The sequence below is a fragment of the Streptomyces sp. NPDC093261 genome (assembly GCF_044753645.1).
Classification (GTDB): Bacteria; Actinomycetota; Actinomycetes; order Streptomycetales; family Streptomycetaceae; genus Streptomyces.
Map to the genome: position 1 here is coordinate 123,473 of NZ_JBIVNO010000008.1, position 11,670 is coordinate 135,142.

The 11,670-nt window shown below is 72.6% G+C and carries 9 protein-coding genes and 1 pseudogene; 6 read left to right on the plus strand and 4 right to left on the minus strand.

From position 1 onward, the window contains the following. Nucleotides 1–332: 332 nt before the first annotated feature. The 4 genes from tgmA (at nt 333) to ACIP94_RS19015 (ending at nt 4,761) form a co-directional block, all read left to right on the plus strand. A complete protein-coding gene (tgmA, locus tag ACIP94_RS19000) occupies nt 333–524 on the plus strand; it encodes a putative ATP-grasp-modified RiPP (protein ID WP_402426471.1) in 192 nt (63 codons plus the stop codon). Nucleotides 525–540: 16 nt separating this feature from the next. After that, complete coding sequence (gene tgmB, locus ACIP94_RS19005) at nt 541–1,512, plus strand: ATP-grasp ribosomal peptide maturase (RefSeq protein ID WP_402426473.1); 972 nt, start codon at nt 541–543, stop codon at nt 1,510–1,512. Nucleotides 1,513–1,641: 129 nt separating this feature from the next. After that, nucleotides 1,642–2,601 (plus strand): LysR family transcriptional regulator, encoded by a 960-nt coding sequence (locus ACIP94_RS19010; protein WP_402426475.1) that lies wholly within the window; start codon nt 1,642–1,644, stop codon nt 2,599–2,601. Between the two features lie 162 nt (nt 2,602–2,763). Continuing rightward, nucleotides 2,764–4,761 carry a collagenase gene (locus ACIP94_RS19015; protein ID WP_402426477.1) on the plus strand — a complete coding sequence of 666 codons (1,998 nt, stop codon included), beginning with the start codon at nt 2,764–2,766 and terminating at the stop codon, nt 4,759–4,761. Nucleotides 4,762–4,870: 109 nt separating this feature from the next. Here ACIP94_RS19015 and ACIP94_RS19020 read toward each other — a convergent pair. Together ACIP94_RS19020 and ACIP94_RS19025 are read right to left on the minus strand one after the other, a co-directional pair. Next, nucleotides 4,871–5,242: pseudogene (locus tag ACIP94_RS19020) on the minus strand (aldo/keto reductase); the annotation flags it as partial. Between the two features lie 40 nt (nt 5,243–5,282). After that, a complete protein-coding gene (locus ACIP94_RS19025) occupies nt 5,283–6,035 on the minus strand; it encodes an SAM-dependent methyltransferase (RefSeq protein WP_402426863.1) in 753 nt (250 codons plus the stop codon). Nucleotides 6,036–6,178: 143 nt separating this feature from the next. Between ACIP94_RS19025 and ACIP94_RS19030 the strand changes: the two genes are divergently transcribed. Further along, nucleotides 6,179–7,585, plus strand: coding sequence for a PP2C family protein-serine/threonine phosphatase (locus ACIP94_RS19030; protein WP_402426479.1), 1,407 nt, complete (start codon nt 6,179–6,181; stop codon nt 7,583–7,585). 274 nt (nt 7,586–7,859) lie between these two features. Then, the gene (locus ACIP94_RS19035; RefSeq protein WP_402426481.1) at nt 7,860–8,564 is read left to right on the plus strand and encodes a hypothetical protein; all 705 of its coding nucleotides are present in this window, start codon (nt 7,860–7,862) and stop codon (nt 8,562–8,564) included. A 22-nt stretch (nt 8,565–8,586) separates the two neighbouring features. Here the strand turns inward: ACIP94_RS19035 and ACIP94_RS19040 are convergent, their stop codons facing one another. Both ACIP94_RS19040 and ACIP94_RS19045 read right to left on the minus strand, forming a co-directional pair. Next, nucleotides 8,587–9,321: an LmeA family phospholipid-binding protein gene (locus tag ACIP94_RS19040; RefSeq protein WP_402426483.1), complete on the minus strand. Its 735-nt coding sequence runs from the start codon at nt 9,319–9,321 to the stop codon at nt 8,587–8,589. Nucleotides 9,322–9,323: 2 nt separating this feature from the next. Next, nucleotides 9,324–11,540, minus strand: coding sequence for an MMPL family transporter (locus ACIP94_RS19045; protein ID WP_402426866.1), 2,217 nt, complete (start codon nt 11,538–11,540; stop codon nt 9,324–9,326). Nucleotides 11,541–11,670 lie beyond the last annotated feature (130 nt).

Genomic DNA, 11,670 nt, shown 5'->3' on the forward strand with positions numbered 1-11,670 from the left:
CGTGAACAGGCGCGGCGGCGGCGACTCTACGGAAGCCTCCGGGCCGTGACATGCCCGGCACCGCCGGGGCTCTTTCGCGCCCATGCGGCGGGCCGCGTCCCGCTTGCCCACGCGATCCGATGGCGCGCCGGCCGGCCGTCCGGAAGGGGGGTCCCCGCCCGGAGGAAGCGAACGCTCCAGGGGTCGGTCGCCGCTCCCGTGACGGAACGTGACGCAACCATTCACTCGTTCGATTCGTATAAGTGGGTGGAGCCATGGCGGCCCGGCAGCCGACGGTCACGTCGGAGCGTCACCGTCCGCCTGCCGAGGAAGCACCCGAACAAGGAGAGACGATGCGACCGTTCGCGCTGGACTACGCTCGCCCGGCCGAGGAGTGGGAGGTCAGCATTCCGTACAGCTACGACTCCGCCCTGCAGTTGAACGTCCTCCCCGACGGACGGATAGCCGTCCATGACTACGCGGTGTTGCGGGAATGGGGAGCCACGACCTCCACGGCGGGCTCGAAGACGCACTTCGACGACTGAACGCGGAGCGCCGACGATGACCGTGCTGATCCTCACCTGTGAACAGGATGTGACCGCGGACATGGTGGTGGCCGAGTTGCACGCGGCGGGTGTGCCCGTGGTCCGGCTCGACCCCGCGGACCTCCCGGGCGCCGTCGCCCTCTCGGGGGAGTATGTGCACGGCGCCTTCCAGGGGCATCTCTCCGCCGGCGGCCGTCTGGTGAGCACGAGCGGGCTGCGGTCCATCTGGGTGCGCCGGCCCGGGGTTCCGGCCACACGGGTGGCCGAGCCGTCGGCCTGGCTGACCGAGGAGGCCTCACAGGCGCTGTACGGGATGCTGGACGGCACCGGCGCCCGCTGGATGAACCGCCCCGACGCTGCCCGCCGGGCCCGTCTCAAGCCGTGGCAGCTCCATCTCGCCCAGCGCAGCGGACTACCCGTGCCGGCCACCCTGATCACGACCTTTCCGCAGGCCGCCCGCGACTTCGCCGAGCGCTTCCCCGACCTGGTGGTCAAACCCGTCTCCGGAACGCACCCGCAGGACCCTCCCCGGGCGGTGCCCACCAGCCGAATCGCGCCGGACACCGACTTCGCCGCCGTGGCCTTCGGCCCCACGCTGCTCCAGCGGCGGATCGCCAAGCGCGCCGACATCCGCCTCACCGCCATCGGCGAGCACCTGCTGGCGGCGCGCAAACCGGCCGTCCCGGACGCCGATGAGGTGGACGTCCGATTCGCTCCCTCCACCGGTCCCTGGCAGCCCGTCGACGTCCCGCCGCGCATCGCCCCGGCCGTGCACGCCTATCTGCGCCGGGCCGAACTGGCCTACGGTGCCTTCGACTTCGCGGAGGACGCCGACGGGATCTGGTGGTTCCTGGAGTGCAACCAGTCGGGCCAGTTCGGGTTCGTCGAGCTGGACACCGGCCAGCCCATCGCCCGCACCCTCGCGCACTGGCTGGCGGGGCAGGAACCGGAGGCGGAGGCGCCGCCCTCCCCCGGCCCACCGCACTGACCGGCCACCGCGCCGGAGGTAGGCGGATCCGCCTCTTGTGGGTGCGACGGCACGATGGAACGCTTCCCCTCCGCCGGTGCGACGCCGGTCGACGGACCGACCGGGCGACGAGGAGGGGGAAGCGGGCGGATGGAGTTGGAGCTTCGGCATCTGCGCGTGCTGTGCGCGATCGCCGACGCGGGCGGCGTGGGCCGGGCCGCGTCGGAGCTGGGGTACTCGCAGCCGGCCCTGAGCACCCAGCTCCAGCGCATTGAACGCTTCTTCGGCAAGCCGCTGTTCGAGCGCGGGGTATCGGGTGCGACGTTGACGCCGTACGGGCTCGAGGTCGTGGCCGAGGCACGGGATCTCCTGGCCCGCGCGGAGGCGATCGGGCACCGCCGGGCGGCAAGCGACACGAGCGCGCGTCCGGTGCTGCGGCTGGCGGCGACCAACTCACCGGTCCTGCCCGGCATGGTCACCCGCGTCCGCGACCGGCTGCCGGGGTTGTCGCTCACGGTGAGCAGCGTGTACGCCTCCTCGGAGATCGTCGAGCTCCTGGAGCGGGGCGAGGTGGACGCGGCCGTCGCCGCGGACTACCCCGGCAGCGAACTGCGCCACTCCGCGGCGCTCGAGCATCGCGGCATCGTCACCGAGCCGTCCTTCGTGGCCCTCTCGGCCCGTCATCGGCTCAGGCACCGTTCCCAGGTCGCGCTCGCCGACCTGGCCGAGGACGCGTGGTTCGTGACCCCCGATGACGGGGCCGGCTGGCCGGGCGTCTTCTACGCGGCCTGCGAGGCGGCCGGCTTCTCACCGATGACGGTCCATCAGTACCTGGGCGACCGCCAGCAGTTGCTGAGCATGATCGCCGACGGCCTCGGGGTGTCCCTGGTGCAGGCGACTCTCCGGCCGATCCCGGATGTGCTCGTCAGACCGCTGAGCGGGACTCCGTTGTGGTGCCGCTATGTGCTGGTCTGGCGGCGTGACGCGGTGCCCGGCGAGATGGCGGAGACGCTGTTCTCCTCCGCGACGGCCGCCTACCGCGATCTCGTCGCGCAGTCTCCGCACTTGAGGGCCTGGGCCACGAGGACATGGAGCGTGGCGGGGCGGTAGGGGCGGGACTCGACGGAAGCTGCCGTGCGCGCCGCGCGTGTTATGGGACCACAGTGCAATGTGCTATGTCACACCCCATTGTTGCCGCATCAGGGCACTGAGATGGTGCCTCTCACGCCTCATCACCGCTTCCGAGGCGCATCTATCCGTGAAGGAGTCCGGATGCGCTACTTCGCCCTGCCCGGACGCGTGGCCGGCGCCCTCGCCGCCGGGGTCACGCTCGTCGGCCTGCTGGCACCGCCCGCACTCGCCATGCCCGGCACCGGCGCCCCCGTCCAGGTCCACGCCTCCCCTCCCCGTGCCGCCGTCGGCACCCCCGCCGCCGTACCCCACTTGGCGCCGCCCGCTCCCACCGGCTCGACCCTGGTGACCCCGGGGCACGCCGTGCAGGGCCGGCCGATGGCTCCCGCCCAGCTCCCGCCGCTGCGGCCCGCCGTGTCCCCGCACGACCCCGGCTCCCCGGCCGGCCCGGTCACGGCCTCGAAGGCCGGCTGCTCTCCGGCCGATTTCGGCGGCAGGACCGGCTCCGCACTCGTCGCGTTCGTCAGAGCCTCGACCGTCGAGTGCGTCAACAGCCTGTTCACCGTGACAGGTGCCGACGCGGGCCGGGTCTTCAAGGAGCCCCAGATGGTCACCGTCGCCAAGGCCTTCACCAGCGCGGCGCGGAGATACGACGGCGACAACGCGACCGGCATCTGGCAGTTGGTGCTGTTCCTGCGGGCCGGCTACTACGTGCAGTTCAACGACCCCTCGGACACCGGCCCCTACGACGCACAGCTCACCGCGGCCGCGGCCCGGGGCCTGGACGCCTTCTTCGCCCGGCGGCACGCGCGGGACGTCAGCTCCGCGAACGGTGACGTCCTGGGCGATGTCATCATCCTCACGGACAGCGCGGATCTGCAGGGCCGTTACCTCAACGCCTACCGCCGGGTGCTCGGCGGATACGACGGAACCTACGACGCCGTCGCGAGCATGGTGGCCGCCGTCAACGACGTCTACACCCCCCTGTGGCGCGGAAACTGGAACCCCGCCTATGTGGACGCCGTCACCGCCGACCCGCGCATCATCGGCACCCTCCACACCTTCGCGCTCCACCACCTGGACCTGCTGGGGACCGACCGCGCCTACCTGGACTCCAACGCCGGGATGAGCCTCGCCCGCCATGTCGAGCACCCCGCGCTCACGGCCCTGGTCCGGCCGCCCGCCAAGAACCTGCTGGACTCCTCGCGGATCACCGGCCCGACCGCGCAGTTGTGGGTGGCGGTCGCGACCCAGCTGGACGCCTATGACAAGGCCGACTGCTCCTACTACGACGTCTGCGACCTGCCGGTCCGGTTGAGCAGTGCGGCACTGCCGGTCACCCGCGCCTGCGACGCCGCGCACACCATCCGGGCCCAGTCGCCGACCGCCGCCGACCTCGACGCGGCCTGTGCGAGCGTGCTCGGCCAGGACCCGTATGTGCACGCTCTCGTCAAGGACGAGGGACCCATACCCGGTCAGTACGAGTCGACCGTCCAGCTCGTGGTGTTCGCCAGCCGGACCGACTACCAGACCTACGCCGGGGCGATCTTCGGCGTCGGCACCGACAACGGCGGCATCACGCTTGTCGGGGACCCGGCCGACCCGCGCAACCAGCCGCTTTCGGTCATGTACCAGAAGGCGTACGACGACGGCTTCTCGGCCCGGATCTGGAACCTCAACCACGAGTACACGCACTACCTCGACGCGCGCTATGACATGAAGGGCGATTTCGGGCAGCAGACGGCGGTCCCGGACATCTGGTGGATCGAGGGGCTGGCCGAGTACGTCTCCTACAGCTACCGGGGCGTCACCGACGACGAGGCGATCACCGAGGCAGGCAAGCACACCTACACACTGAGCACGCTGTTCCAGAGCACCTACGCCAACAGCGATGTGACGCGCACCTACCCCTGGGGCTACCTGGCGGTCCGCTACATGGTCGAGAAGCACCCGGACGACATCCAGCGCATGCTCGCCCGCTTCCGGGTCGGCGACTACCTGGGCGGCTACGCCGTCTACGCCACCGACATCGGTACCCGCTACGACGCCGACTTCGACGCCTGGCTCACCGCGTGCGCCGCGGGCGCCTGCGCCGGGCCGGGAGCGGGCGGCCCCCGCCCCGGCGGCCTGACGCGATAGCACGGCCGACAGACCGGCCGGCCACGGCCACGGCAGCGGGGGCCCCGCCACGTGCCCAGGCAGGAGTCCTCGCCCCCGCGCCCGTCGGCCGGCCTCGTCGATACCGCCGGCGGTTCACGGACGACATGCCCGCCTCGTCGTAGCGCTTCCCCGCGACCTGGGGAAGTTCGGCGTCGATGCGCGCGAGGTCGTCCTTCGTCAGTTCGACGTCCGCCGCGGCCGCGTTCTGCTCGAGTCAGGTGCGGCGCTTGGTGCCCGGGATCGGGACCAGGTCCTCGCCCTGGGCCGGCACCCAGGCGATCACGAGCTGCGCCGGGGTGACGTCCTTCTCCGCCGCGATCTCCTTGACCTTCTCGGCGAGCCTCAGGTTCGCCTTGAGGTTGTCCCCCGTGAAGCGCGGGCGGGTGCGCCGGAAGTCCCCCTCGTCGAGGTCCTCGGGACAGGAGAACCGGCCGGCGAGGAAGCCGCGGCCCAGCGGGGAGCGGATGCGCTCGCGGGCTGCCGGCGCGTGCCCGGCCCGGTCAGGGGCGCTTGCGGCCGACACCCGCGTACACCCAGTACTCCGACGGGTTGTCCGGGACCGGCTCGCCCGGGTCGGGACGCCACAGGGGCACATGGACCAGGCCGGGCTCGACCAGGCCGAAGCCGTCGAACAGGGAGAGGATCTCGGTGCGGGGCCGCGCGGTGACCGGCGAGGTGGCCCAGGACCGGTACAGCTGCCCCACGGCGGCGGCGGTGTCCGGGCGGTCCTGGTTGGTCGCGTGGGTCAGCGCCAGCCAGCCGTCCTCGGGAAGGGCGTCCCGGAAGGCGGCCACGATGCCGGCCGGGTCCTCCTCGGGCGTGATGAAGTGCAGGATGGTGACCATCAGTACGGCGACGGGCCGGTCGAAGTCGATGAGCCCCCGCACCTGCGGGGAGGACAGGATGTCGGCCGGACGCCGGATGTCGCCGTCGACGATGACCGCGTCCGGGTTGCCGGCGAGCAGGGAGGCGCTGTGCGCAACGGCGACCGGGTCGTTGTCCACGTAGACCACACGCGCCCCCGGGCTGGCGGTCTGCGCCACCTCATGGACATTGCCCTGGGTGGGGATGCCCGAGCCGAGGTCTATGAACTGCCGCACTCCGGCGCCGACCAGAAAGCGCACCGCCCTCTGGAGGAAGGCACGATTGGCCCGCGCCAGGGTGCGCACCTGGGGGTCGATGGCGGTGAAGGCCGCGAGGGCCTCCCGGTCGATGGCGAAGTTGTGCTCCCCTCCCAGCATGGCGTCGTACATCCGGGCGACGCTTGCCTTGCCGGGCTCGACGCCCTGGGGGAGCAACTCATCACCCTGCACAGCGACTCTCCCCTCGCCTAACGATCTTGATGTTCCATCATATAGTTGCCATCTGACCCGCGGTGAGGAGATGCCGCAGCCGCGTGGTCGCGACCGGCCCCACCCGGAAAGGCACGACCCTGCGGAACCAAGCGCGCAGCCATCCCGACGCAGCACCGGCCGCCGCACGCTCGGGCCGTCGGCCGGCCTTCTCCCCCGCGGCCGATGTCATCGGGTCGGAGCTCGACCTCGACCTGACGGGCCGTCATATCGTGCGGGCGCTGACACCCGGTTTCTGCGACGCGGCGTCGGTGTATCTGCTGGAGCGCTGGCTCGTCGAGGAGAACGCCTACGCGGCCGGGGATCCGCCCCATGTCGCGGCCCGCCGGCTGGCGCTGCGCGTGGGTGCGGAGGCCTCCGCGAAGTGGGAGGGCATACTGCCCGTCGGCGAGGTGATCGTCTTCCCGCGGGAGACGCCGTACGCGCGCTCCCTGGCCACCATGCGTCCGCAGCTGCTGGACGCGGTCGACGCCCACACCTCCGAACGGCTGCGCGCCTCGAGCGGCGACGACGCCGCCATCGGCCGTCTGCTCCGGACGGTCTCCTTCCTGGTGGTGCCCCTGCATCTGCGGGGCGCCGCCGTCGGTTTCGTCGTCTGCGGTCGCGGCCCGGACCGGGCCCGCTTCCTGCCGGAGGACGCCGCGGCCGTGGAGGCGCTGACCGCGCGGGCCTGTGTGGCCCTGGACAACGCGCGCCGGTACGAACGCGAGCGCCGCACCGCGCTGGCCATCCGGCAGAGCCTGCTGCCCGCCACCGCCCACACGTTCGACGGCTGCCGTATCACCCACGGCTCCGTGCCCGCCGGCCACGACACCATCATCGGCGGCGACTGGTTCGATGTGCCGCCGCGGCCGGGCGGCCGCATCGGTCTGGTGGTCGGCGACGCCATGGGACACGGCCCGGAGTCGGCCGTCGCGATGATTCAACTGCGCACGGCCGCCCGCACTCTGGCGGGCATCGACATCACCCCGGCCGAGCTGATGCGCCGGCTCGACACGCTTGCCTGTGACACCCCGGGTGCCTCCTTCGCGACGTGCGTGTACGCGGAGTGGGACGCGCAACGCCACACCTGCACCCTCGTCGGGGCCGGTCACCCGCCCCCGCTGATCCGGGGCCCGGACGGACGGGCCGCACCCGTCACGCTCACCAGCGCGGGGCTGCCGCTGGGACTCGGCACCGGCACCTACGAACCCACCGTGCTCGAGGTCCCCGAACCGGCGTTGCTGCTCCTCTACAGCGACGGCATGGTCGAGTCACGTCAATCCGACATCGACCAGGGCATCACCCGCCTGGCAGGTCTCTTCGCCCAAGCCGTTGACGCGTCCGCGGACATCACCGCCCCCGACACCCTGCACGCGGGATGCGAGCGGCTGCTGCACGACACCTCGGTCACCGGCGGCACGGACGACCGGACCGTGCTGCTGGCCGCGCTGATGCCCTCGTCGGAGTGAGGGCGGCGCCCGCGAGGGAGTGAGGGCCGAGGCCCGTTCCGGCCCTCCGGCCCGGCTCGGGCTCAAGGGCCCGCGAAGCAACGCACAGCCTGAACCCTCAAGCTCAGCTCGAGGAAAAGACATGACTCCAGTGGGCCAAGAGGCTCCACTCATCCGTACCATCACTACGCCGGGGTGTGCGCGTAGTTACCGTCGCCGTCACACGGACGCCAGCCCGAGAACATGTGCTTGTGGCCTGCTGCGCCGCACCAGGAGCACCGAGAAAGGTCGACCCATGTCCGAGACCACCACCGCCGCCACCGATCTGACATCGCAGTACGCCGCCCAGGTGACCGACGACCTCGAACGCAATGTGAAGGAGCAGGAGCGCGTCAGCGCGGAGATCGCCGCGCTGCAGCAGCAACTGGCCGCCCTCCAGCACGACCACGTCGTGCTGGTGAACATGCAGCAGGCACTCGGTCTGACGCCGCCTCCCGCCGCACCCGCGGCCCCGTCCGACCGCGCCACGGTGCCGGCTCCCCGCGGGAAGCCCGCCGCCACGACCGGTACGGACAAGCAGACGAAGCCGAAGAAGAGCGCCCCTGTACGTGGCCGTACCACGGCGGGGAAGTCCGCCGCCAAGAAGCCTGCCAGGAAGCCCGCCGCCCAGCCCACCACCCAGGGGAAGCCGGCCGAGCCCACGCTGGTGGAACTGGTCCGTCGTCATCTCACCTCGCAGAGCGAGCCCCGCTCCGCCGCGGAGATCGCCACGGCCCTCGGCCAGGTCCATCCCGAGCGCGGCGTCAAGACCACCGTGATCCGCACGACGCTCGAGGGACTCGTGGCCAGGAACCAGGCGCAGCGCGCCAAGCAGGGGACCTCGGTCTTCTACACCGCCCCGGACTCGGCCGGGCGGAAGGCCGGGGCGAAGCCCGAGGAGAAGGCCGAGGAGAAGGCCGCGCCGACCGAGGGCGCCGCCGGCGCGGAGCGGAGCGAGTAGGCCGCCTCGGCCGGGGCGGTGCTCAGGAGGTGGTGTTCCGGGTGGGCAGTCGGGCGTGGCCTCCGGCCAGAGTGACGTCGAGACCGGATTCGGTGATGTCGAGCGCCGTGGCTTTGAGGCCCAGGGGATAGGCGGCTCCGGTGCGGTCGGACAGCGTGCCGCGGATGCGGTCGACGAGCGCGGCGGGGGCGGGGCCGCCCAGGACCTCCGCGCTGTCCACGGCGAGCGTCAGGCGTCCGTCCTTCAGCCCGGGCCGCAGGGTCACCTGGGCCAGGCCGCCCTGGCCGAGATCGAGGGTGAGGGTCCCGTCCTCGGGGTCGGGGCGGACGCCGGTGACCGGGAGCCTGCCGCCGGAGGCGGCGGCCAGGGCCTGAAGGGAGGCCGCGGGCACCGCGACCTCGGCGTGGGTGCGGGCGACGGTGCCGGAGTGCCGACCGTTCAGACGGATGTCGTCGAGGCGGGCCCGTACGGCCACATCGGGGATGCGGCCGAGCCGGGCGTGGTCGCTGCGGATGGTCACGGCGTCAAGGTGCCGCTCCCAGAGGTCGAGCAGGGCCGGTCCGCCGTCGATACGGATGTCACTGCCCCTGCCCAGGACCCTTCCGGCCACGGTGGCCAGGCGGTCGTGGAGCAGGGTGCGGGCGGTGAGTTCGGCGCCGGTGACGGTGAGCAGCAGCGCGAGGGCGACAGTGGTGACGGCGCGGTGTCGGCGCGGGAGTGAGCGCAGCGCCGTCGCCCGGGTCAGTGAGCGGCTCATCGTCAGTGGTCCCCCGAGGCAGCGGTGGAGGCCGCGTCCCGGGAGCCGGCCGGCGCCGGGCGCGGGAGACAGGCAGGTGAGGGGCGCTCGGGGTCGAAGTGGGGCAGGAGCCGGTCGAGCCGTCGGGGAAGCCACCAGTTGGCCCGGCCGAGCAGGTACATGGTGGAGGGCACCAGGACGAGCCGCACGAGCGTGGCGTCGATGACGACGCTGGTGCCGAGGCCCAGGGCCAGCATCTTGATCACCACGTTGGCGGAGAGCAGAAAGGCGAGGAAGACGCTGGTCATGATGAGGGCGGCACAGGTGATGACGCGGGCGGTGCCGGCCAGTCCGGTGGCGACGCTGCGATGGTTGTCGCCGGTGTGCAGCCAGGCCTCCCGGATGCGGGACAGCAGGAAGACCTCGTAGTCCATGGACAGTCCGAAGACGATCGCGAACATCATCATCGGGACGTAGGACTCGACCGGCACCGGCTCCGGGACGCCGAGGAGTGAGGCGCCCCAGCCCCATTGGAAGACGGCCACGACGATCCCGTAGGCGGCACCGATGGACAGCAGGTTGAGCAGGGCCGCCTTGAGCGCGACGACCGGGCTGCGGAAGACGGTGAGCAGCAACAGGAAGGCCGCCGCGACGACGACCGCGATGATGACCGGCAGCCGGTCCTCCACCACGTCCCGGAAGGTGAGTTGGGCCGCGGTCGTGCCGGTGACATGGCCCTGTGCGCCGGAGTGGGCGAGCGCGCCGGGCAGGACGTCGTCCTCCAGCCGGTGCAACAGATCGGAGGTGCCCTGGTCCTGGGGACCGGTGGCGGGGGTGACGGTGGCGACCAGCAGGGTCCGGTCGTCGGTGGCGACGGGAGTGGACACCTGGGCGACGCCGGGAGTCCGGGCCAGTGCGTCGTGGAGGGTGGTGGACAGTGCGCGTATCGCGTCGGGGCTGCCGGTGCGGTGGCGGTCGAGGGCGGCGACGACGGTGAACTGGCCGTTGGTGCCGGGGCCGAAGCCGTCGGAGATCAGGTCGTAGGCGCGGCGGTCGGTGTAGCCGGCCGGATCGGCGCCGTCGTCGATATGGCCCAGGCGCATGGATGCGGCGGGGACGGCGAGCACGGCCAGGACCAGGACGCCGACGACGAGGAACGGCCAGGGGTGGCGGCCTACGAGGGCGGCCCAGCGATGCCAGGTGTCGGCGGTCCCGTTCGGCTCGTCGACCGGCGGGCGCACCCGCCAGCGGTCGATACGGCGGCCCGCGATGCCCAGCAGGGCCGGGGCGAGGCTCAGTGCGGCGACGGCGGCCAGGACGACGGTCAGGGCGGCCGCGATGCCGAGGGTGCCGATGAAGCCCACGCCCGACGCGTACAGGCCGCCGAGCGCCAGCGCCACCGTCGCCGCGGCGACGATCACCGCACGGCCGCTGGTCGCCACGGCCTGTCCCGCGGCCTCGGCCGGGTCGTCGACGTCGTGCAGCAGCCGGCGGTGGCGGGTAACGAGGAACAGGGCGTAGTCGATGCCCACGCCCAGGCCCATCATCGTGGCGAGCGTCGGCGCGGCGGTGCCGAACGTCCAGGCGGCGGCGAGCAGCCCGAGGAGGCACACGCCGCCCAGCAGCCCGATCACTGCGGTGAGCAGCGGGAATCCGGCCGCGGCCACACTGCCGAACCCGGCCAGCAGGACGACCACGGCAGTGGCGAGACCGATCGCCTCCGACACCCGGTCCGCGGCCTTGGGACGCGCCAGCCGGCCCAGCGGGCCACCGTACTCGGTCTCGACGCCATCCGCGCGCAGCGGGTGCACGGCGTCGTCGACCCCGCGGAGGTACGACGTCTCGAAGCGGACCGGGTTCCGGTCGAAGTGGACGGTGACGATACCGGTGGAGCCGTCGGCGGAGACCGCGCCGGGTGTCCCGAGCGGATCGGCCACGGCTGTCACCTCGGGCAGCTTCCGCAGAGCGGAGACGGACTGTTGGACGGCCGTGCGGTGAGCGGCGAGCGATCCACCGCGGGTGTGCAGCACGATGGGTGAGGCGGTGCCGCGCACGGCGGCCGAGCCGTGCGCGTCCAGCAGGTCGGCGCCGGTCTGCACGGACGTGCCGGGCAGGGAGAAGTCGTCGTCGTACGACCCGCCCCAGGCCCGGTCGGCGCCGAGCGCGGCCAGGGTGACCAGCAGCCAGGTGCCGAGAACCCCCCACGGCCTTCGCGCACACCAGCGGCCGAGCCGGTGCAGCCGCCCGACGGGCGGGCGGGTGCCCGGGGTCTCGGCGGGCGGGCGGGTGCCCGGGGTCTCGGCGGGCGGGCGGGTGCCCGGGGTCTCGGCGGGCGGGCGGGTGCCCGGGGTCTCGGCGGGCGGGCGGGTG

What these genes read in the sequence shown, in the direction of transcription:
- tgmA (WP_402426471.1), top strand. Translation starts at nt 333, where the DNA reads ATGCGACCGTTCGCGCTGGACTACGCTCGCCCGGCCGAGGAGTGGGAG.
- tgmB (WP_402426473.1), top strand. Translation starts at nt 541, where the DNA reads ATGACCGTGCTGATCCTCACCTGTGAACAGGATGTGACCGCGGACATG.
- ACIP94_RS19010 (WP_402426475.1), top strand. Translation starts at nt 1,642, where the DNA reads ATGGAGTTGGAGCTTCGGCATCTGCGCGTGCTGTGCGCGATCGCCGAC.
- ACIP94_RS19015 (WP_402426477.1), top strand. Translation starts at nt 2,764, where the DNA reads ATGCGCTACTTCGCCCTGCCCGGACGCGTGGCCGGCGCCCTCGCCGCC.
- ACIP94_RS19025 (WP_402426863.1), bottom strand. Translation starts at nt 6,035, where the DNA reads ATGTACGACGCCATGCTGGGAGGGGAGCACAACTTCGCCATCGACCGG.
- ACIP94_RS19035 (WP_402426481.1), top strand. Translation starts at nt 7,860, where the DNA reads ATGTCCGAGACCACCACCGCCGCCACCGATCTGACATCGCAGTACGCC.
- ACIP94_RS19040 (WP_402426483.1), bottom strand. Translation starts at nt 9,321, where the DNA reads ATGAGCCGCTCACTGACCCGGGCGACGGCGCTGCGCTCACTCCCGCGC.